Consider the following 20,052-nt stretch of genomic DNA (forward strand, 5'->3'; position numbering starts at 1 on the left):
GCGCTCTCTCAGTCGTCGGCATCGGCCGCTCGCTCGACGGGCGATCGCGGTCCATCCCTATTCCGTTCGGCGAGCACCCGTGCGACGATGTCGCTGCTCGAATATAGTTCGTCGCCGGTCGGCTCGAGCCCGCTCGCCCGTTCGACGCGACAGTCGATCCCCCACGCCGCGAGCATCCCCTCGACCTCGCTCTCGTCGTGGTGCTGGTCGTGACCGAGGATGAGCACGTCAGGATCGATCTCGCAGATCGGAATCGAGAAGTCCTCGGGGTGACCGAGCCGAGCGCGATCGACCGCCTCGAGCGCGGCGACGGCGTCGCGGCGCTGCTCGTCCGGGAGGACGGGAGCGGGCTTGTGAGCGATGCTCGCCGCGCGAGCGACGATGACGTGCAGTTCCTCGCCCAGCGCGGCCGCTTCCTCGAGGTAGTGGACGTGGCCGGGATGGAGCAGGTCGAAGGTCCCCTGTGCGACGACGCGCGTCGGCCGCTCGGTCGGTCCGTCAGTCATAGTGAGATCTCCGTGGTAACAGTGATATCGGTCGTTTCGGCGTACAGCGAGTACAGCAGGAGTCCGAACCCGAGCGCGGTGATCGCGCTCTGGAGGGCGACGCCGAGTCCGACCGCACCACCGACGAGGTGCACGCCGCCGCCGAGCACCGAGCCGGCGACGATGACGCCGAAGCCGGCCGCGACTGCTCGCAGCGCCGCGGCACCGGTCCGTCGGAACGCGCGGTAGGCGAGCGCTGCGACTGCGCCCCCCGTCAGCATCGTCGCCGTGTTCGCAATCGCGATAACGAGCGCGTAGTCGTTCATGGGTCGTCTCCGGTCAGTATCGGCCGTTCGGTTGGTCGCATGCGGGTCGATCGTGTGCTCCTCGCTCGCGATCGCAGTGGGCCGTGCGAATCTAGCCCGACTGCAGTGGATCCCCCGACTCGAGCGGCGGACGCCGTCATACGCATTCGTGGTCGGGACGCTCACTTGAGTATCCCGTCCGGTTCCCGCGCCAAAGGAACTCGTCCGAAGATGTTCACGAGTCGGGACGCCGACGGTCCGCGAACTGCTCGTCCCCGAGGCCCGCGAGGGGATCGAACGCGCCGCCGAGCGGCGACGCGATGCGGGGCCGGGTCGCCGACTCGTATCGAATCGGGGCCTTCAAGCGGGACGGTCCGAATATCCGTACTGTCAACTGTGTCCGGACGTCTCCTCTCAGATATCGGGGCCACGCCGCTGGCCGCCGAGTCCGGTGGACTCGTCGTGACTCCCCAGATGCTGGTCGTGTTCGGAATCATCGCTATCGCGCTCGTCCTGTTCATCACCGAATGGCTGCCAATCGACGTGACGGCCATCCTGATCATGGTGTTATTGATGGTACTGGGGGCCGACGGCGTGGTGAACTTCACCGAAATATCGACCGCGGAAGGGACGTCCGGCTTCTCCAATTCGGCGACCATCACCGTCCTGGCGATGCTCATTCTCAGTTCGGGGATCAGCCAGACGGGGGTCGTCCAGATCATCGGTCGCAAGATGTCCGCGTTCGCCGGCGACGACCTCGACAAACAGTTGCTCGCGACGATCGGCGTCAGCGGCCCGATCTCCGGGTTTATCAACAATACGCCGGTCGTCGCCATCCTCGTTCCCGTCATCTCGGACATCGCCCACAAGGGGAAGACCTCCCCGTCGAAGCTCCTGATCCCGCTCTCCTACGCCTCCATGTTTGGGGGGATGCTCACGCTCATCGGGACCTCGACGAACATCCTCGCGAGTGACGTCTCCGCACGCCTGCTCGACCACCCGTTCTCGATGTTCGAGTTCACCAAACTCGGGATCGTCGTCCTCCTCGTCGGTAGTCTCTATCTCATGACTATCGGCCACCGACTGCTGCCCGAGCGCGTTCCCGTCGAGGAGGACTACGTCCAGGAGTACGCGATCGAGGAGTATCTGACCGAAGTCATCGTCAACGAGGACTCGCCGATCGTCGGCACGACCGTCGCCGAGGCCATCGACCACGTCGAGTTCGACGCCGACATCCTCCAGGTCGTCCGCGACGACGAGGAGTTCATCGAACCGATCAGTCAGAAAACGATTCGAGAGGGTGACCTGCTGCGGCTGCGCGCCGATCGCGACACCGTCCAGCAGTTCGTCGATCGGGGAACACTCACGCTCGCGGGCAACCCACAGACGGTCGAGGACTTAGAGCCCGACGAGGTCCCCGAACGGACCCTCGTCGAGATCGTCGTCCCGCGGGGCTCGTTCCTCGTCGGCGAATCGCTCGAGACGTCGACGTTCCGCCAGCGCTACGACGCGACCGTGCTGGCGTTCCGGAGCCGCGGCGAGACGGTCCGGGATCACATGGACGAGCGTCGGATCCGCGTCGGTGACACGCTGCTGGTCCAAGCGGCTCCGGACAGCATCGACCGGCTCTCGCAGAACGACGACTTCATTGTCGCACACGAGCCCGAGGAGCCGGACTACCGAACCGAGAAGATTCCTCACGCGGCGGCGATCATGGCGGGCGTCGTCGGATTCGTCGCTGTGCCATGGGACGCGGTCGGCTCCGCCCTCGCCGGCGTGACGGGCGTCGGGGCGTTCGAGGCCATGTCGGCGCTCTCCCTGCCCATCCTCGTGACCGCGTTGGCGGGCGTCGTCGCGATGGTCGCGACGGGCGTCCTCAAGCCGACGGAGATCTACGACGCCGTCGAGTGGGACGTGATCTTCCTGCTCGCCGGCATCATCCCGCTGGGAATCGCCTTAGAACAGACCGGCGGGGCGGATCTCCTGGGGACCCTCGTCGCCTCGACCGGTGCCTATCTCCCCGTCATCGGCGTGTTGTGGGTGTTCTACCTCGCGACGGGGCTGATCACGGGCGTGATTTCGAACAACGCCAGCGTCGTGTTGATGCTCCCGGTGGCCGTCGAGACCGCCACGCAGATCGGTGCGAACCCCTTCGCGTTCGTGCTCGCGGTGACGTTCGCGGCCTCGACCGCGTTCCTCACGCCCGTCGGCTACCAGACGAACCTGTTCGTCTACGGCCCCGGCGGCTACAAGTTCATGGACTTCGTCCGGGTCGGCGCACCGCTCCAGTTGCTCCTCTCCGTCGTGACCGTCTTCGGCATCGCGTTCTTCTGGGGCGTTACGTAACGACTTCTACTCCTCCGTCGCGCCTTCTTCGTCCCGCTCGTCTCCGTCGGAGTCGGCTTCCGCCTCATCCGTCTCCTCGTCGAGCGCCGGTTCGTCCTCGTCGTCTCGCTCGAGCGCCTCCGAGACCTCTCGTTTCCGCTGGCGCTCCTCCTCGTCGTCGGCCTGCTTGTCTCGACTGTCTTTGGAGTCTGCCATGCTATCGGAGACGGGAGCTAGCGGGATAACGCTGTGGTAGGCGATTACACCCTCGGCCTCGAGAGCGACCCCGTCGACGTAGCTCTATCGCGATCTCGTGGGGCGATACGGACGGAGCGCGGTCGCGTTCGGGACGACGCGAACGAGCGCCGACGCCGGCTCGTACGCGACGCGCTCGCTCGGCGATTTCGCCGCCGTGAGCTTCCAGAATCCGGGCGAGTCGAACCGCAGTCGACACAGGCCGCGCTCGTCCGTCCGAGCCGACTTCGTTTCGGTCGTGACGACGGCTCCCTCGACGGGTTGCCGTCGATTGTCGCGGACGCGAACGGTGATCGCGGTCCCGGCCGCGAGCTCCCTGCGCTCGACGTCGATCCGGAGCTTTCGAGTGACTCTCATGCCATATTTTACCACACCGATGGTGAAAGAGGGACACTTGCAGGTTCCGGGACCCTCGAGACGACCGGCGATAGCTCACTCCCGAGCGACGACGTGTGCGTCGTCGGGCGCGAACCCGACCGTCAGCTCGTCGCTCTCGGGAACGACCGGTAGCTGGAGCACGATTCTATTGTCGTTCCACCGGCCGTTGACCCGGACGGTTTCGCCGAGGAACTCGCTGGTCTCGACGCTCACCGTCAGCCGGTTCGCAGCGGCCGATCGCCCGTCCGCGACCGCTTGCGAAAGCGCGCCCGGTCGCACGCAGAAGGTCACGCGATCGCTTCCGTCGGGGAGCGCCAGCCTGAACGTCTCGTCCCCGACGGCGACCGTCGCGTACTCGCCCTCGCGGCTTCGAACCTCGCCGTCGAAGACGTTGTTGTCCCCGACGAACTCCGCGACGAACCGCGTCGCGGGCTCGCGATAGATCTCCTGTGGTCGGCCGACCTGTTCGACCTGCCCTCCGTTCATGACCGCGAGCCGATCCGAGATCGCCAGCGCCTCCGACTGATCGTGGGTGACGTAGACGGTGGTGATCTCGAGTTCCGACTGAATCCGTTTGACTTGCCGACGCAGCGACTCCCGAAGCTGTGCGTCGAGCGCGCTCATCGGCTCGTCGAGCAAGAGCAGGTCTGGCGCCGGCGCGAGCGCGCGAGCCAGCGCCACCCGCTGTCGCTGGCCGCCCGACAGCTGTTCCGGATCTCGGTCGCCCATCCCCTCGAGATCGACCAGCTCGAGCAGTTCGGCGACGCGTTCGTCCACCGTCCCGCCGTCCGGCGGTTCCCGAAACCGGAGGCCGTAGCCGACGTTCTCGGCGACGCTCATGTGGGGAAACAGCGCGTAGCTCTGGAAGACGACGCCGACGTCCCGCCGTTCGGGCGGCACGCCGGTCATCGCCCGGCCGTCGAAGGAGACGGTGCCGTCGGTCGGCTCCTCGAACCCGGCGATCGTCCGCAGCGTCGTCGTCTTCCCGCAGCCGGAGGGGCCGACGAGGGTGAAGAACTCCCCGTCGCGGACGGTGAGGTCGACACCCTCGAGCGCGACGGTGCCGGTGTCGTCCGCACCGTAGACCTTCGAGACGCCCTCGAGGCGCAGTTCGGTCATCGCTCGAACCTCCCGCCGACGCGGTCGACGACGACGAAACTCGCGGCCGTGACGACTAACAGTACAGTCCCCATGGCGATCGCTGGCCCGGAGCGGCGGCCGAGATAGCGCTCGACGGCGACGGGCATGGTGTAGGTCTGGCTCCCGCTGGCCAAAATCACCGTCGAAGAGAACTCGCCGATCGAGATGGCGAAGGCGAAGGCGGCCCCGGCGACGACGCCGCTGGCCACGAGCGGCAGTTCCACGTCCCGGAGCGCGCGGTACCGGGAGGCCCCGAGCGCTCGAGCGGACTCGACCATCGCCGGATCCAGGTTCGACAGGAGCGGCGAGACGTTGCGCGTGACGAAGGGGTAGGCCGCGACGGCGTGGGCGGCGACGATCGCGACCGCGCCGGTCACCTGAAACCGCCAGCCGCCGGGCAGCGAAATGCCGAAGACCAGTCCCTGCAACAGGCCGATCCCGAACACGACCCCGCTGACCGCCAGCGGGAGCATCGCCAGCGTGTCGACGATCGTCCCACCGCGACCGGCCCGGACCGTCACGACTGAGACGACCACGCCCATCGGGACGGCGACGGCCAGCGTCGCGACCCCGAAGACGAGCGAGTTCCGGATCGCGACCCACGGCAGCGTCTGATAGTCGGCCCCCTCGAGCTGGCGCTCGAGCAGGAACGCGTAATGGCGCAGCGTGAACCCGCCTCCGTCGGTCACGCTCCCGACGACGAGACTCGCCATCGGACCGACGAAGACGACGAGGGTGATGAGCCCGTAGCCGACGATCGCCAGCCTGCGCGGTGAGAGCGCCGTTCGCAGGTCGGGAAAGAGCGGTTTTCGGGAGGGCGCGGCGGCCGCTCGAGCCAGCCCGGACTGGGCGGACTCGTACCGGAGGTAGGCGTACGTGAGCCCGAGCGAGAGGATGGTCTCGAGGACGGCCAGCGTCGCGGCCTCGGAGTACGCAAGCTGGCGGACCCGATCGTAGATCCAGACTTCGACCGTCGCGAGCTGCAGGCCGCCCAACGCGAGCACGATGGGGAAGGTCATGAAGGTGAAGATGAAGGTCAGCAACGCGCCCGTCAGGACGGCCGGCAGGAGCTGCGGAACGACCACGTCGCGGAACGCGCGACGGGGACTCGCCCCGAGGCTACGTGCGGTTTCGACGCTCCGGACGTCGACGGACTCCCAGGCGGCGACGGTCACGCGGGCGACCAGCGGCGCGTTGTAGAACGCGTGGGCGACGATCACGATCGCGAGCGGGTTCCACTCGATGAACGGGTACGGCCCCAGTCCGGCGACGCCGAGTAACTGGTTGAGCGTTCCCGCCTGCCCGAACATCGCGTAGAAGCCCACGGCGACCATGATCCCCGGCAGCACGAACGGGAGGATCGTCAGCGAGCGCAGCGTTCGCCGGCCCCGAAACTCGTAGTTCGCGAGGACGGAGGCGGCGGGCAGCCCCAGCGCGACGCTCGCGATCGTCGACAGCACGGCCTGATAGGCCGTAAAGCCGAACAGTCCCTTCCGGACCGCCGGTACCTCGAGACTCGGCCACGGTATCGGCAGCGAAACGCCGGGAATCGGGTATTCGAGCGACACGGAAATCGAGATCGCCGCGAGCCAGCCGACCAGCGACTCAAGGTGGCTGCGAACCGCCAGCGGCTCGGCGAAGACGTCCGCGAGCGCGCCGACATAGAACGGGTCGGTGAGGACCTCGCGGAAGAACGCGAGCGTCGCTCCGCCGTCGTCGAACGCGGCGTTGACGAAGACGACGCCGACCGGCAGGTAGAGCATGACGGCGAGGACGCCGGCCGTCGCCACCGCCGTCAGAGCGAGCGCGTGGCGCTCGAGCCAGCGGCGAGCGCCGGCGGATCGCTTCCGGAGCCGGACGAAACGATCCGATTCTCGCGGTCGAGACACGGGCCTACCGGCCGGCGAACTCGCGCGCCCAGTCCTCGACCCAGCCGTCGAGATTGCCTCGGAGCTCGTCGTAGCCGATCGTCACCGCCTCCGGCGGAACGTGTGCGTACTGATCGAACTCCTCGTCGAGGTCGACGTGCTCTTCGGCGACGGCCGGGAACTGGACGTTGCGCTGGGCGATGACGGCCTGGGCCTCGCTCGAGAGGGCGAAGTTGAGGAATTCGTATGCGAGATCGAGTTCGGACGCGCCCTCGAAGATCCCCATCCCCTCGGGGTTGGCGTACCCCTGATCGTTCGGGAACGCGACCTGATGGCGGCTCATATCGTAGTCGTACTCGTTGGCGAACACCTGATCGGTCGAGTAGGAGACGACCATCGGCCGTTCTTCGTTCATATAGGCGCTGGTATAGGACTCGTCCCAGCTGTCGAGGACACGAACGCCGTTCTCGTCGAGAGCGCGCCAGTAGTCGAGATAGCCGTCCTCGCCGTAGGCGTCGATCGTCCACAGCAGGAAGGCCTGTCCCGAGTCCGAACTCTGGGCGTTCTGGGCGAGCAGCGCGTCCTCGTAGGCCGGTTCGGTCAGGTCGTCGAGCGTCTCGGGTTCGTCGACGACGGTCTCGTCGTAGACTAGACAGATATAGCCCGTGTCGTAGGGGAGGACGCGCCCGTGAGGGTCGCCCATGTCGAGCCCGTCGCGGATCCGCTCGGCGTTGTCGATCCGATCGACGTTGAGCTCGCGGAGGAGGCCGCCGTCGTCGAGGGTGTCGTCGATCCGGACGAGGTCGTCGACGTTCGTGCCGAGATAGACGTCAGCGTCGATATCGGCGTTTTGCCGTTCGCGATCGATGTAGTCGTTGATGGCGTTGTTCGGAACGGTCCACGTCAGTTCGGCGTCGGGGTATTCCGCCTCGAAGGCCTCCTTGAGCCACGGGCCGGCCGCACCCTCGCCGTCGACCATCGTCTCGTAGGTCGCGACCTGAAGCTCCCCCTCGAGATCGGGGGTCTCCGGTTCGGGATCGATCTCGTCGGTCCCGTTCCCCTGATCGCCGGTCCCGTTCCCCTGATCGTCATTCTCGCCCCCTTCCCGAGTCAGACAGCCAGCGACGCCGGCGACCGCGCTTCCACCGACTGCGCCCACGAACGTTCGTCGTTTCATTACCCGGTGGTTGCACTGGGTAGTCTTAAGGCCCGTGATCGAGTCATTTCGTTCCCGCACCGCTCTCAGAGCCGAAAGACTTTATTCTCCGGCTGATACTCACCGATGTGACACGATCATCGAGCGGGACGGCGAGTTCGAACGGGCGGCGGCGATACGTCCTCGCGGTGATCGTCGTCGCGCTCGGCGTCCTCACGGCTGGCATCCTGCTCGATGTGCTCGGAACGATTCTCTTCGCGCTCACCGTCGCCTACGTCCTCATGCCCGTTCAGGGTTGGCTCGTCAGGCGCGGCCTCACCGAGTGGACGGGGACGCTCGCCGCGACCGTCATCGGCTTCGTGACCGCGGTCGCGGTCTTTTCGCCGATCGTCGTTGCGCTTTACTTCCGCATCGAGCAGGTCGAAGACGCCGTCCAACGGCTCCCGCGGGAGCTCTCCGTGACGGTGCTCGAGGCGACGCACACCGTCGAAGCCGGGGAGGTACAGGCGCTCGCGGTCGGCTATCTCAGCGACGCCGCGACCTCGTTCGCGCTGGCGCTGCCGGTGCTCGCGATCAAGTTCGCGCTGTTTATCGTCCTGATGTTCGGCCTCCTGCTCAAGGGTGAGGAAGCGGGTCGAGCCGCCGTCGCGCCGATCCCACATGGCTATCGGGACATCGTCTACGCGCTCGCCCAGCGGGCCCGCGAGACGCTGTACGCGATCTACGTCCTGCAGGTTGCGACCTCGATCGCGACGCTCGCCATCGCGTACCCGCTGTTCCGGATTCTCGGCTACGAGGCCGCGCTGACGCTCTCGATCGTTGCCGCCGTCCTGCAGTTCGTCCCCATCATCGGGCCGAGCATGCTCATCGCTCCGATCTCGCTCTATCACGTCGCCGCCGGCGACCTCGTCGCGGCGACCCTGATCGGCGTCCTCGGACTCGTCCTCGTGGCGTGGCTCCCCGATATCGCCGTCAGACCGCGACTCTCCCGCCGGTCGGCCGGTCTGCCCGGCAGCCTCTACTTCGTCGGCTTCACCGGCGGACTCTTTACGCTCGGCCCGATCGGCGTCGTCGTCGGCCCGCTGATCGTCGCGGTCTTCGTCGAAGCCGTCGACCTGCTCGCCGACGAGGTCAACGGCGACGCCACGTTCGCGGAACTCATCGAGTCCGACCTCGAGGAGCCGCCCGCCGAGTCTGCCGACACAGAGACGACCTTCGAGGAGTCGAGTTCGCGGGCCGCCAACGACTGACCGCGTCGACGTCTCTCCCGCGACACGGCGCGCAGTCAGACACCACGAACCACCGACACTTTTCACCGCGCCCGCCGTTCGTCGAGTATGGTCCGGACCCGAACGCTCATCAACGCGGTCATCGGTGCCGTCATCGGCGTCGCCCTCTCGTTTATCCCCGGCTCGACCGTTCTCGGGGGAGCCGTCGCGGGCTTTCTTGAGGGGCCCGACGAACGGACGGGGACGATCGCGGGCGCGATCGCCGGGCTCATTACGTTCCTCCCGATCGCGGCCGGCGGAGCCCTGATCTTCGGCTTCCTCGGGCTGGGACTCGTCGGCGGCGCTCCGGGCGGTGGCATCGCCTTCATCTCGATTCTCATCGTCGGTGCCCTCCTGCTCGTTCTCGCCTACACCGTCGGGCTATCGGCGCTGGGCGGCTATCTGGGTGCCTACCTCGCACACGAGTATCCCGATAAACGACGGCGGACGCGGGAGACGGTCGGATTCTCGACGGCGGATCGGCCGTCTCACGCCACCGACGTGCCGTCGTCCCGGGATCGCGACGTCGACTCGACGTCGACTCGAGACCGCGATACCGAGACGGTGCCGAGCCGAGATCGTGACAGTCAGGCGGATCGATTCCCGTCGGACGGGCTCGAGGGGGATCGCTACGGGGACCGGGACCGAGATCGCGAGTCCGACCGATGATCGCGACTGCGAGCGATACCGACCGATCCGGCGGTCGCGTCACTCGTACCTGAGCGCATCGATCGGATCCGTTCGCGCGGCCCGCCAGGCCGGATACAGCCCGGCGAGGATCCCGACGAGAATCCCGACGGCGATCGCGAGCGCGACGTACTCGAGGGGGTAGACCAGCGGCAGGTCGACGTACTGCGCACCGAGATAGCCGCCGAGGAGTCCCAGCCCCGTTCCCAGGATCGCGCCGATGACGCCGAGGATCACCGCCTCGGTCAGGAACAGGCCGAGCACGTCGCGGTTCTGTGCGCCGACGGCTTTCATGATGCCGATCTCGCGGGTCCGCTCGGTGACGCTGACGAGCATGATGTTCGCGATGCCGATCGAGCCGACCAGCAGGGAGATGGCCGCGATGCCCACGATGAAGTTCCGGAGGAGATCCAGTACGTCCTGGAGCTGCTGGAGCAGTTCCGTGCTCGTCTGGAAGGTGATCTCGAGGTCGTCACCCAGCAGGTCGCTCGCGTCGGACTGGTCGCTCTCGAGGTAGGCGGTCGCGCTCTCGCGGGCGGCGTCGATATCGGACTGGTCGGTCGATTCGGCTTCGATGATGATCGCCAGGAAGCGGGCGTCATCGCCGTCGTTCTCGTTTCCACCGCCGCTCTCGGTATCGCTCTCGCCGCTCCCGTTACCACCACCGCCGATCCCCAGTCCGGCCGCCTGCTCCGCGTAGTAGGGATCCGTCGGCACGTAGATGCGCGGCGAGGATTCGAAGCCCTCGAACGGGCTCTGTCCCTCGCTGGTGTCGGTGATGCCGACCACCTCGAGTGTCGTTCGCTCGCCGCCGAGGATCGTCACCGCGAGTTCGTCGCCGACGGTGACGTTTTCTTCGAACTGATTCGCCGCTGCGGGGTTTATCACTGCCTCGCGTTCGCCCCGCTCGAATTGCCTGCCCTCGGCCAGCCTGTCCTCGCGGATGTACGACGGTCCCGACGCGATCAGTCCGTTCCCCTGTGCGACCGTCTCGTTCCCGTTCGAGATCGCCTGGGTCTGAATCGTCGCGTAGCCGTAGGCCGCCTCGACGTCCTCGAGGTCCTCGACTGCCTCGAGGTCGTCCGGCGTGAAGACTGGTTGAGCGCCCGCTAGCGGGCCGCCTTCGGTGTCGGGGTCGGCGGCCCACCCGTAGACGTTGCGCTGGTCGTCCGGGCTGATGTCGCCGATGATCCCTGCCTGCAGACTGGCACCCAGCGTGACGAACGCGATCACCGCCGCGATGCCGATCACGATTCCCAGCGTCGTCAGCGCCGACCGGAGCTTGTGACCGCGAATGGAACGCCAGGACAGCCGCAGGCTCTCGAGGGGGTTCATTCGGAATCGACCCCCTGGCCCCCCGACTCCGCTCCCGCTCCCGAATCCGTCGTCGTCACGCCGCCATCACTGGATCCGTCGAGCGCCTCGATCCGCTCGATCTTCCCGTCGAGCAGGTGGACGATCCGGTCGGCTCGCTCGGCGACGTGGCGCTCGTGAGTGACGACGAGCATCGTCGTCCCGGCCGCGTGAAACTCGTCGAAGAGGTCCAGAATGTCCGCCTCAGTGTCGGTGTCGAGGTTTCCCGACGGCTCGTCGGCCAGCACGATCGCCGGATCGTTGACCAGCGCCCGCGCGAGCGCGACCCGCTGGCGCTGGCCGCCCGACAGCTCGTTCGGCAGGTGGTCCGCCCGGTCGGCGAGGCCGACCCGCTCGAGCAGGTCCCGGGCCCGCTCTCGGCGCTCCGTCCGATCGATGCCCTGGAACAGCTGCGGCAGGGCCACGTTCTCGAGGGCCCGCAGCCGCGGCATCAGGTTGAACGTCTGGAAGACGAACCCGACCTCCGTCCCCCGGAGTCGGGTCCGCTCGCGGTCCCCGAGATCGCCGACCGTCCGCCCGCCGACGACGACCTCGCCAGCCGTCGGCGTGTCCAGACAGCCCACGAGGTTCATCAGGGTCGACTTGCCGGAGCCGCTCGGTCCCATGATCGCAGTGTAGGATCCCCGCGGCACCGCGAGGGAGACGCCGTCGAGCGCGTGGACGGGTTCGCCGATTCGATAGGTCTTGCGGACGTTCTCGAGGGATACTGCCGTCTCCCGTGCCATGAAGGGTCGTCCACGGACGGTTCAAAAAAAGTTCGGCGCAACAGTGTGGTTCGCGGGCGAAGCGGAGTTCGAACCCGTCCAACCCTCGTCGCGGACCGATCGGCGTCGATCGGATCGGCGGCTACCAGTCGCCGCCGGCGGTTCCCTCCTGCATCGGTTCCGCTGCCGTCTCGTCGCCGCGAACGATTATATACGCGATCAGGACGATGATTCCGATCGGGAACACGAGGAACAGCGACGCCGCGACGCCGATTCCCCACAGGAGTTCGTTGTCCTCGCGCTTCGAGGCGTCCTTGTACACCCAGTAGCCGGCACCGGCCGCGATCAGCACGCCGACGATGAACCCGATCACCATCCCGATGAGGACCACCGTGGGATCGACTTCGGCCGCTTCGCCGCCGGCTTGCAGCGGAAGGAGGGCGAGTTGCAACATTACGCCACCTCGCTCGAGCCGCCACTCGATCGAACGCCGGGCCGTCGGTATCGATCGATATCGCTCCGATCGACGGGCTGCGACGTGAATTCGCTCATGGTTTCGTTCACAAGTGATAGTAATCGAACAGATTTTATATTTCTTTCCCTCGAGTTCTATCAGTGATATTCTAGGATGCCGCGAGACAGCGACTAATCGACCGATAGAAACACTGAAACCCCTCTCTCGGCGCTCGACGATCGGCCGCGTCCCGTCGGTGAATCATCGATTCGTTCGAACGCCGCTTGGCATGCAATACCAAGCAAACTATTTATATACTAACCGTAACTACTTAGATAATTAACGTGACGACCATTGATATCTCCGGCGTGACGAAACGGTACGGCAGCGAACTGGCGCTCGACGGGCTAGATCTCACGGTCGAGAGCGGGGAAATATACGGCTTCCTCGGCCCCAACGGCGCGGGTAAGTCCACGACGATCAACCTCGTGCTCGATTTCATCCGCCCGACTCGAGGCGAGGTCCGCGTCTTCGATCTGGACGCCCAGTCGGACAGCCTCGCGATCCGTAATCGGACCGGCATCCTTCCGGAGGGCGCTGAACTGTACGACCGACTGACCGGTCGCCAGCACGTCGAGTTCGCGATCGAGTCGAAGGACGCCGACGACGACCCCGACGAGCTCTTGGAGCGGGTCGGGATCGGTGACGCCGCCGAGAAGAAAGCCGGCGGCTACTCGAAGGGGATGGCCCAGCGGCTCATGCTCGCGACGGCGCTGGTCGGCGAGCCCGATCTGTTGATCCTCGACGAACCGTCGACCGGGCTCGATCCCAACGGGGCCCGCGAGATGCGGGAAATCATCCGCGAGGAGAACGCCCGCGGCGCGACGATCTTCTTCTCCTCGCACGTCCTCGGCCAGGTCGAGGCGGTCTGCGATCGCGTCGGCATCCTGCGCGACGGCCACCTGATCGCGGAGGACACCGTCGACGGCCTCCGCGACTCCATGCCGTCCCAGACCCGGCTCCGCGTGACGCTCGATCGCGTCCCCGACGACTCCGCGGCCGCGCTCGAGGCCCTCGAGTCGATCGACGGCGTCTCGTCGGTGACGCCGGAGGGGAGAACCCTCGTCGTCGCCTGCGACGACCGCGCGAAGACGACCGTGCTGCGACGGATCGAGGACTACGACGTGTCCGTCGAGGACTTCGAAACCGACGAGTCCTCGCTCGAGGACCTGTTCGTGGCCTACACCTCGGACTCGGTCGGCAGTACGGGGGTGGTACAATGAGTGCGATCACCGTCGCGAAGAAGGACTTCCGGGACGCCGTTCGCTCGCGCGTGTTGATCGCACTGACCGTGCTGTTCGCCCTGTTCACCGTCGGCGGCGCGGCCCTCGCGTCGTGGATCTCGGAGCTGTTCGAGGAGGGCGGCGCGGAGTCGACGATCGATCTGATCTTCGCGCTTCAGGCCCCCGCGAGCTTTCTCGTGCCCGTCATCGCGCTGGTCGTCGGCTACGGCGCGATCGCCGGCGAGCGAGAGAGCGGGAGCCTGAAGTTCCTGCTCGGATTGCCCCACACGCGTCAGGATGTCGTTCTCGGCAAGGTGATCGGCCGGACGGGCGTCGTGGCCGTGTCGATCCTCATCGGTTTCGCCGTCGGCCTGTTGGGTCTCATCGCGTTCGTCGGCTCGGTCTCGATCGGCCACTACATCGCCTTTACTCTGGTGACGATCCTGTTCGGGTTCGTCTACGTCTGTATCGGCGTCGGTCTCTCCTCGATGACGCGCTCGACGACCAGAGCGGCGATTGGCGCGTTCGGGCTGATCGTCTTCTTCTGGATCGTCTGGGGAATCATCGGCCAGGTCCTGCTCTTCACGACCACGGATTTCACCGCTCTCGAATCCTTCCCCGACTGGTATCACGTCTACAGTGCCGTGCCGCCGGACAACGCCTACGGCTCCGCGATCCAGGCCGTTATCGGCCAGACGCAGCCGACGATGGGCACCGACGCGGCGGACCTACCGTTCGTCGCCAAGCCGTGGTTCGGATTCGTTATTCTCGCCATCTGGGCGCTCGTCCCGCTCTCGCTCGGCCGCTGGCGGTTCGAGCGCGTCGACCTCTGACCGCGCCGCGAGATGTAACGTTTTTCCCGTCGCCGCTCGCTTGACGAACCATGAAGACGGAGGGCGGCTCCACCGCAGCGAAGCGCCGCGCCGGCGACCGCGCGGCCGAGGACGTCGAGGACGGGTTCGTCGTCGGACTCGGAACCGGGTCGACGACCGCCCACGCGATCCGTGCGATCGGCCGAGCCGTCGACGACGGCCTCGACGTCCGGGGTATTCCGACCTCGTTTCAATCTCGACAGCTGGCGCTGGAGGTCGGGATTCCCCTGACCGATCTCGACGCCGTCGACGGCGTCGACCTCGCGATCGACGGTGCCGATCGGGTCGTCGACGATCCGGACGCCACCGCTCACGGGGCGCTCATCAAGGGCGGCGGCGCGGCCCACGCGCGCGAGAAACTCGTCGACACCGCGGCCGACCGCTTCGTCGTCGTCGCCGACCCCTCGAAGCTGACCGACCGCCTCGAGCGCTCGGTTCCAGTGGAAGTGCTCCCCGACGCACACACCGTCGTGGCCGATCGGCTCGCAGAGCTGGGCGGCGAACCGACGCTCAGAGACGCCGAGCGAAAGGACGGGCCGGTCGTGACCGACAACGGCAATCTGGTGCTCGACTGCGAGTTCGGGCCGATCGACGACCCCGACGGGCTGGCGACGCGACTCTCTCGAATTCCTGGCGTAGTGGAACACGGCCTGTTCGTCGGGGTGACCGACGCGACGTACGTCGGCACCGACGACGGTGTCGACGTTCGCCGGTACTGAGCCGCCTGCATCCCGTTCCCTACTCCGACCGGTCGGTCGCTTCCGCTCCGCCGCGTCGGGCCGCGTCCGAGTCCGTCGGCGCATCGACCGGCGTCGCGACCAGGCCGGCGAGCAGGTAGACCGCCCCCAGCAGGCGGGTCAGCGGGATCACCCATCGTTTCACCTCGAGTTCGTCCGCGTTCTCGTAGGCCAGGCGAAGGTTCGTCTCGACGATCGTTCGCGGGACCAGCGCCATGACGAGCCCGGCGGCCGCGAGGACGGCCTCACTGCCGGCCGGCAGACCCTCCTTACGACCGACCAGCCAGACGAACGCGATCCCCTCGAGCCGAGCGATCGGGATCGTCCGGGACCGCAGCCGTCCGGCGTCGGGGTTCGCGAACGCGAGCCGCTCGCCGAACCGGATGACCCGTTTCGGGGCGAGTAGTTCGACGAGGCCGACGCCGACGATCAGTGCTCGTCGCATCTCAGGGCTCGTCACCGCGAGCGGAGCGGGAGTCGGCTCGACGACTGCGCCGAGTCGTCCGCGCTCTCGGCCGCTCCGCCGTCGCCCGCCGATTCGTCGCCCGTACTCCGCGAGAGCAGGGTTACGGTCAGGTAGAGCACGCCCAGCAGCCGCGCCGCGGGCACCACCCACGGCTGTAACTCGAGTCGATCGGTGTCGGCGTAGACCAGGTGCTGGCTGAGTTCGATGATCGGTCGGGGAACGAGGACGAGCGTCAGACCGGCGATCCCCAGCAGGGCGGAGACGAGCGTCGATCCCTGGCGGCCGCGGACGAGTAGCCAGACGAAGACGAGTCCCTCGAGCCGCGCACCCGTCAACGCCAGCGGCCGTCGCTCGGTCTCGCCGGGGTTTCGTAGCCCGATCCGTTCGCACAGTCCGATGATCGGCTCCGGTTTGAGGATCTCGACGATCCCGAAGCCGATCAGGAGCTTGCGCAACATGTGTCCCACACCTCCCACGGCGAAGGGCAAAAAACTCGAGCCGGCAACCGGCCGTCCGACGGGGGACTGGACGGTCGAGCGGACAACGGGCCGGTGAGCGGGCAGCCGGCGGGAGACTGGTCGGTGAGCGGGCAGCCGGTCAGATTGCGAGGGGAGCCGCGCCGCTACCGAAGCTCGATATCGGGTCGTCACGGGGCCGGTCGCACCGCTATGTACCGTAGCGTCCGAAAAAATCGCGTTACAGTCGTGCCTTACAGGTCGCGGGGCTGGACCGTCTTCCGGTCGTTGGCCTCTGCGCGTCGGGCGGCGTCCTCGAGGAGCTCGTCGACTTCCTCGTCGAGTGCGTCGTAGAAGTCCGAGGCGACGTTTTTGTCATCGAGCGCTTCCTTGACGGCGGCTTTGACGATAAGATCTGCCATACGATCTACTCGTTTCGCGTTACCTCATATAACGGTTTTGGTTAGTCGTGGAAATACGGGGGTTGCAGCGGTTCATTCGCCCGTTTCGACGCCCCACCCCACCGGAAAGTATATGTTTGATGAGTGGCGATCCGAGATTTCGCGGCTCTCGAAGCCCGGCATTCGGCTCGCGCGCGGGCCTCCGGGGCTCGCGCGCACGTTCAGCGATTGGGGATTCGTCTCATTCCCGCCGTGCCGGGTCGACGGATTCGAGTATCTCGGTCGCCGAGTGCGAGTATGCGCGAACTCCTCGAGGCCGTCGCCGACGGCTCGCTGTCGCCGACAGAGGCCGAAGCCGAACTCAGGGGATACGTGACCGGCGAGGCGGGCCGGTTCGATGCGGCCCGCGACCAGCGCCGCGGGATTCCGGAGGCCATTTTCGCGGAGGGGAAGTCGGCCGAACAGGTCGTTGCACTCGCCGAGACCGCCCTCGAGACCACGGGCCGGGCACTGGCGACCCGCGTCTCCGACTCGCAGGTCGCGGCGCTCGAGACGCACCTCGCTGAGACGGCTCCCGACGCCGCGATCGAGCGCCGGAGTACGACGGTCCGCGTGACGACGGCCGACTACGAGCAGCCGTCGCTCGACGCGACGGTGGGCATCGCCACCGGCGGGACGGTCGACGGACCGGTCGCCGACGAGGCGGCGGCCGTCTGTCTGGACGCGGGCGCGACGGTCGATCGGGTCGACGACATCGGCGTCGCGGCGCTGGACCGAACACTCGACCAGCTCGATCGGCTCCGCGACGCGGACGTCTTGATCGTCGCCGCCGGTCGCGAGGGCGCCCTGCCGACCGTCGTCGCGGGCCTCGTCGACACGCCGGTTATCGGCGTCCCCGTCTCGAGCGGGTACGGGCACGGCGGCGACGGGGAGGCGGCGCTGGCCGGGATGCTCCAGTCCTGTACCGTCCTCTCCGTCGTCAACGTCGATGCGGGGTTCGTCGCCGGGGGACAGGCGACATTGATCGCCCGAGCGATCGACGCCGCTCGTTCCTGATTCGGGCGGTTATTTTCTCAAAAACTCTTTACGAAAGCCAAAAGCCAAACAGTGTTTGGAGAAGGTTATTTACATGCACACCCAGTATATCCGGGTACCGGCTCTGGCCGGTGTGACCATGCCCAAGTGTGACCACTGCGGCGCGCACGTCTCCGAACGGTTCGCACGCGTTTTCGCCGACGAACACGGCGAAATCCACGCGTGTGTCAGCTGTTCGGCCAACGCTGGAATCGCTGAAGCCGCGAAAGAGCGCGCTCGCGGCACCTGATATCGGACCGCTACGGACCAACAACCACGCGCCCCCACGGACGAGACGCTTTTTACGGTCCCGCACCTGGCCACGAGCGATGGCCGATCACGTCGTCTACGTCCTCGAGTGCGCCGACGGGTCGCTGTACACCGGCTACACGACCGATCTCGAGCGACGCGTTGCCGAACACGACGCCGGCGAGGGAGCGAAGTACACGCGCGGGCGAACGCCGGTCGAACTCCGCTATCACGAGGCGTTCGACTCGAAATCGGCCGCCATGTCTCGCGAGTACGAGATCAAACAGCTGAGTCGCACCGAAAAGGAGCGACTCATCAGCCTCGAATGAGCGATCGGTCGCCCGACGAGTCCTCCGCCCGTCGACTATTATCCCGTCACCGACGTCCGAAAAATAGATGCATATCGAGCGTGACAGTCGTCTCGAGATGCAACTCGACGTCGTCGACGATCTGAAACAGCCCGAGTACACCGGTGAGAACCGATGTGAGCCCTGTACCGTGTTGAACCTCCTCATCGCGGCGGTGGTCGGCTCCGTCATCGCGCGGAAGTCCCGCCTCGGCGGCGCGCTCGCCGTGGGGGCGTCGATCGCGCTGATCTATCTCCGCGGCTATCTCGTTCCCGGCACGCCGACGCTGACTAAGCGATACCTCCCGCCGGCAGTGCTGCGCTGGTTCGGGAAGGAGCCCGACCCGGCGATCGCGAGCGGCCTCGGCGCTGTCGACTCGACCGACCGCTCAGCGTCCGGTCACGAGACCACCTTCGACGAGGCCGATGCCGTCGAGAGCGACGCCGCCGCTGGAGGCGACGCTGACGCCGGTACCGCCGCTGCGGCCAACGTCGACGACGATCCCGCCGGCGACGAGTCGACCGCCACCGGCGATGAGCCCGCGACGGTCGACCTCGAGGCGTTCTTCCTCGAGCACGACGTCCTCGAGCCCTGCGCGGATCGAGACGACCTCTGTCTCACTAACGCGTTCGAGGCCGCCTGGTTCGACGAGATCGACCCGCTCTCCGAGTCGGGCGTCGACGTCGCCGCGGCCGTCGACGCCTTCGGCTTCGAGGCCGATCCCGACGAGTTCGAACTCGAGACGCGGGGCGAAGGGCGCGCCCTGCTGTCACGCGGTGGCGGCGCCGGTCGCTGGCCCTCTCGGGCCGCCCTGATCGCGGACGTCGCTGCAAGCCGGGCCCTCGAGACGTGGGTCGACGACTGGGACGCCTTCGACCCCGAGACGAAAGGCGAGGTGCTCAACGGCCTCCGGATGTTCCTCGAGACGTGTCCGTCCGGCGGCGACGTTCAGATGGGCGAGGAGGTCGTCGAGTCCTGCTGTACCTCCCACGAGGTCGTCGCCGTCACCTGCGAGGAGACGGGCGAACGGCTCTTCGAACAGCGTCTCAGCAACGTCGATACCTGAGTGAGTCGTCGGCCCTCGTGCCGGCCGACCGCCGACTCGAGTCGCCTCAGTCGTCGGCCGCCGCGGATCGAGACGACGTGACGCTGGGATCGATGAACGCGTACTCGGTGATCATCCGGCCGAGTTTCTCGACGCGCTCCCGGAGGGCGGGATCGCGGAACCGGCGGCCGTCGATCGCATCGGGATCGGCCTCGAACTTCTCGGACGCGTTCCGGAGTCCGACCTGATGGGGGAGGACCCAGCCGTGGACGCCGCGAACGGTGATCCGCAGGTGATCGAGCGTCGACCCGTAGCTCCCCCCGCCGGCGGTCGCCAGCAGACCGACGGTCGTCTCTTCGTACTCGTCGAAGCCGCAGTAGTCGTGGAAGTTCTTCAGCGCGCCCGAGTACGAGCCGTGATAGACCGGCGTCCCGAGGACGACAGCGTCGGCCTCGCGAACGAGGCGCGTTACAGTCTCGGCATCTCCCTGCCCGTCGACGTCGGGATCGTAGACGGGGAGGTCGTACTTGCGGAGGTCGAGCATCGTCGTCTCGGCACCGGCCTCGTCGGCCGCTCGGAGGACGTACTGCAGGGCCGTGCGAGTGTAACTCTTCTCACGGAGGCTACCGCTGACGGCGACGACGGAGGGTGCGGGGGTCATACCCGCCGTACGCGGTCGATTCTGAAAATGTTATCGCCCGCACAAGATGCGTCGCATCGATGG

25 protein-coding genes are annotated in these 20,052 nt (G+C 66.9%); 10 read left to right on the plus strand and 15 right to left on the minus strand.

Going from position 1 to position 20,052, the window contains the following annotated elements; all coding sequences use genetic code 11:
• Positions 1–8: 8 nt before the first annotated feature.
• The 3 genes from LDH66_RS16620 to LDH66_RS23000 form a co-directional block, all read right to left on the minus strand.
• Positions 9–506 (minus strand): FAD synthase family protein, encoded by a 498-nt coding sequence (locus tag LDH66_RS16620; protein WP_226482207.1) that lies wholly within the window; start codon positions 504–506, stop codon positions 9–11.
• Positions 503–811 (minus strand): DUF7521 family protein, encoded by a 309-nt coding sequence (locus LDH66_RS16625; RefSeq protein ID WP_226482208.1) that lies wholly within the window; start codon positions 809–811, stop codon positions 503–505. Before LDH66_RS16625 ends, LDH66_RS16620 begins: the two co-directional genes overlap by 4 nt.
• Before the next feature lie 214 nt (positions 812–1,025).
• Positions 1,026–1,154: a hypothetical protein gene (locus LDH66_RS23000; RefSeq protein WP_264182500.1), complete on the minus strand. Its 129-nt coding sequence runs from the start codon at positions 1,152–1,154 to the stop codon at positions 1,026–1,028.
• 110 nt (positions 1,155–1,264) lie between these two features.
• Here LDH66_RS23000 and LDH66_RS16630 point away from each other — a divergent pair, with 110 nt between their 5' ends.
• Positions 1,265–3,136, plus strand: a complete 1,872-nt coding sequence (locus LDH66_RS16630) for an SLC13 family permease (protein ID WP_226482622.1) — start codon at positions 1,265–1,267, stop codon at positions 3,134–3,136.
• A gap of 6 nt (positions 3,137–3,142) precedes the next feature.
• On the opposite strand, the gene LDH66_RS16635 is transcribed toward LDH66_RS16630, so the two are convergent.
• The 5 genes from LDH66_RS16635 to LDH66_RS16655 all read right to left on the minus strand — a co-directional run bounded on the left by LDH66_RS16635 (position 3,143) and on the right by LDH66_RS16655 (position 7,933).
• The gene (locus tag LDH66_RS16635) at positions 3,143–3,331 is read right to left on the minus strand and encodes a hypothetical protein (RefSeq protein WP_226482209.1); all 189 of its coding nucleotides are present in this window, start codon (positions 3,329–3,331) and stop codon (positions 3,143–3,145) included.
• An 84-nt stretch (positions 3,332–3,415) separates the two neighbouring features.
• Positions 3,416–3,727: a DUF4198 domain-containing protein gene (locus LDH66_RS16640; protein WP_226482210.1), complete on the minus strand. Its 312-nt coding sequence runs from the start codon at positions 3,725–3,727 to the stop codon at positions 3,416–3,418.
• Positions 3,728–3,802: 75 nt separating this feature from the next.
• On the minus strand, positions 3,803–4,867 hold the full coding sequence (locus tag LDH66_RS16645; protein ID WP_226482211.1) for an ABC transporter ATP-binding protein: 1,065 nt from the start codon (positions 4,865–4,867) through the stop codon (positions 3,803–3,805).
• Entirely contained in the window at positions 4,864–6,777 is a 1,914-nt protein-coding gene (locus LDH66_RS16650; RefSeq protein ID WP_226482212.1) for an ABC transporter permease, read from the minus strand. The genes LDH66_RS16645 and LDH66_RS16650 overlap by 4 nt, the downstream gene beginning before the upstream one ends.
• 4 nt (positions 6,778–6,781) lie before the next feature.
• Entirely contained in the window at positions 6,782–7,933 is a 1,152-nt protein-coding gene (locus LDH66_RS16655) for a thiamine ABC transporter substrate-binding protein (RefSeq protein WP_226482213.1), read from the minus strand.
• A 107-nt stretch (positions 7,934–8,040) separates the two neighbouring features.
• Between LDH66_RS16655 and LDH66_RS16660 the strand changes: the two genes are divergently transcribed.
• Together LDH66_RS16660 and LDH66_RS16665 are read left to right on the plus strand one after the other, a co-directional pair.
• Positions 8,041–9,162, plus strand: coding sequence for an AI-2E family transporter (locus tag LDH66_RS16660; RefSeq protein WP_226482214.1), 1,122 nt, complete (start codon positions 8,041–8,043; stop codon positions 9,160–9,162).
• An 87-nt stretch (positions 9,163–9,249) separates the two neighbouring features.
• On the plus strand, positions 9,250–9,849 hold the full coding sequence (locus LDH66_RS16665; protein WP_226482215.1) for a DUF5518 domain-containing protein: 600 nt from the start codon (positions 9,250–9,252) through the stop codon (positions 9,847–9,849).
• A 39-nt stretch (positions 9,850–9,888) separates the two neighbouring features.
• Here LDH66_RS16665 and LDH66_RS16670 read toward each other — a convergent pair whose 3' ends face one another.
• From LDH66_RS16670 to LDH66_RS16680, 3 genes are all read right to left on the minus strand, one after another.
• The gene (locus tag LDH66_RS16670) at positions 9,889–11,202 is read right to left on the minus strand and encodes an ABC transporter permease (RefSeq protein ID WP_226482216.1); all 1,314 of its coding nucleotides are present in this window, start codon (positions 11,200–11,202) and stop codon (positions 9,889–9,891) included.
• Positions 11,199–11,966 carry an ABC transporter ATP-binding protein gene (locus LDH66_RS16675; protein ID WP_226482217.1) on the minus strand — a complete coding sequence of 256 codons (768 nt, stop codon included), beginning with the start codon at positions 11,964–11,966 and terminating at the stop codon, positions 11,199–11,201. The genes LDH66_RS16670 and LDH66_RS16675 overlap by 4 nt, the downstream gene beginning before the upstream one ends.
• A 121-nt stretch (positions 11,967–12,087) precedes the next feature.
• The gene (locus LDH66_RS16680) at positions 12,088–12,399 is read right to left on the minus strand and encodes a hypothetical protein (protein ID WP_226482218.1); all 312 of its coding nucleotides are present in this window, start codon (positions 12,397–12,399) and stop codon (positions 12,088–12,090) included.
• A gap of 344 nt (positions 12,400–12,743) precedes the next feature.
• On the opposite strand from LDH66_RS16680, the gene LDH66_RS16685 reads away from it, so the two are divergent.
• From LDH66_RS16685 to rpiA, 3 genes are read left to right on the plus strand one after another with little or no spacing between them, the layout of a single operon-like run.
• Positions 12,744–13,682 (plus strand): ABC transporter ATP-binding protein, encoded by a 939-nt coding sequence (locus LDH66_RS16685; RefSeq protein ID WP_226482219.1) that lies wholly within the window; start codon positions 12,744–12,746, stop codon positions 13,680–13,682.
• Entirely contained in the window at positions 13,679–14,515 is an 837-nt protein-coding gene (locus tag LDH66_RS16690) for an ABC transporter permease (protein WP_226482220.1), read from the plus strand. Before LDH66_RS16685 ends, LDH66_RS16690 begins: the two co-directional genes overlap by 4 nt.
• 50 nt (positions 14,516–14,565) lie before the next feature.
• Entirely contained in the window at positions 14,566–15,273 is a 708-nt protein-coding gene (rpiA, locus tag LDH66_RS16695; protein WP_226482221.1) for a ribose-5-phosphate isomerase RpiA, read from the plus strand.
• Between the two features lie 19 nt (positions 15,274–15,292).
• Here the strand turns inward: rpiA and LDH66_RS16700 are convergent, their stop codons facing one another.
• The 3 genes from LDH66_RS16700 to LDH66_RS16710 all read right to left on the minus strand — a co-directional run bounded on the left by LDH66_RS16700 (position 15,293) and on the right by LDH66_RS16710 (position 16,634).
• Positions 15,293–15,736: a hypothetical protein gene (locus LDH66_RS16700; protein WP_226482222.1), complete on the minus strand. Its 444-nt coding sequence runs from the start codon at positions 15,734–15,736 to the stop codon at positions 15,293–15,295.
• Positions 15,737–15,747: 11 nt separating this feature from the next.
• A complete protein-coding gene (locus LDH66_RS16705; protein WP_226482223.1) occupies positions 15,748–16,215 on the minus strand; it encodes a hypothetical protein in 468 nt (155 codons plus the stop codon).
• Positions 16,216–16,466: 251 nt separating this feature from the next.
• Positions 16,467–16,634: a DUF1931 family protein gene (locus tag LDH66_RS16710; RefSeq protein ID WP_004267503.1), complete on the minus strand. Its 168-nt coding sequence runs from the start codon at positions 16,632–16,634 to the stop codon at positions 16,467–16,469.
• 276 nt (positions 16,635–16,910) lie between these two features.
• Between LDH66_RS16710 and larB the strand changes: the two genes are divergently transcribed.
• The 4 genes from larB to LDH66_RS16730 all read left to right on the plus strand — a co-directional run bounded on the left by larB (position 16,911) and on the right by LDH66_RS16730 (position 19,349).
• Positions 16,911–17,669, plus strand: coding sequence for a nickel pincer cofactor biosynthesis protein LarB (gene larB, locus LDH66_RS16715; RefSeq protein ID WP_226482224.1), 759 nt, complete (start codon positions 16,911–16,913; stop codon positions 17,667–17,669).
• 118 nt (positions 17,670–17,787) lie between these two features.
• Positions 17,788–17,937, plus strand: a complete 150-nt coding sequence (locus LDH66_RS16720) for a DUF7563 family protein (RefSeq protein WP_006184973.1) — start codon at positions 17,788–17,790, stop codon at positions 17,935–17,937.
• A gap of 79 nt (positions 17,938–18,016) precedes the next feature.
• On the plus strand, positions 18,017–18,265 hold the full coding sequence (locus LDH66_RS16725; protein WP_226482225.1) for a GIY-YIG nuclease family protein: 249 nt from the start codon (positions 18,017–18,019) through the stop codon (positions 18,263–18,265).
• A 97-nt stretch (positions 18,266–18,362) separates the two neighbouring features.
• Positions 18,363–19,349, plus strand: coding sequence for a DUF8054 domain-containing protein (locus tag LDH66_RS16730; protein WP_226482623.1), 987 nt, complete (start codon positions 18,363–18,365; stop codon positions 19,347–19,349).
• Between the two features lie 46 nt (positions 19,350–19,395).
• Here the strand turns inward: LDH66_RS16730 and LDH66_RS16735 are convergent, their stop codons facing one another.
• Entirely contained in the window at positions 19,396–19,989 is a 594-nt protein-coding gene (locus LDH66_RS16735; RefSeq protein ID WP_226482226.1) for an NADPH-dependent FMN reductase, read from the minus strand.
• Positions 19,990–20,052 lie beyond the last annotated feature (63 nt).

It is taken from the genome of Natrinema amylolyticum (genome assembly GCF_020515625.1).
GTDB classification, from domain to species: Archaea; Halobacteriota; Halobacteria; order Halobacteriales; family Natrialbaceae; genus Natrinema; species Natrinema amylolyticum.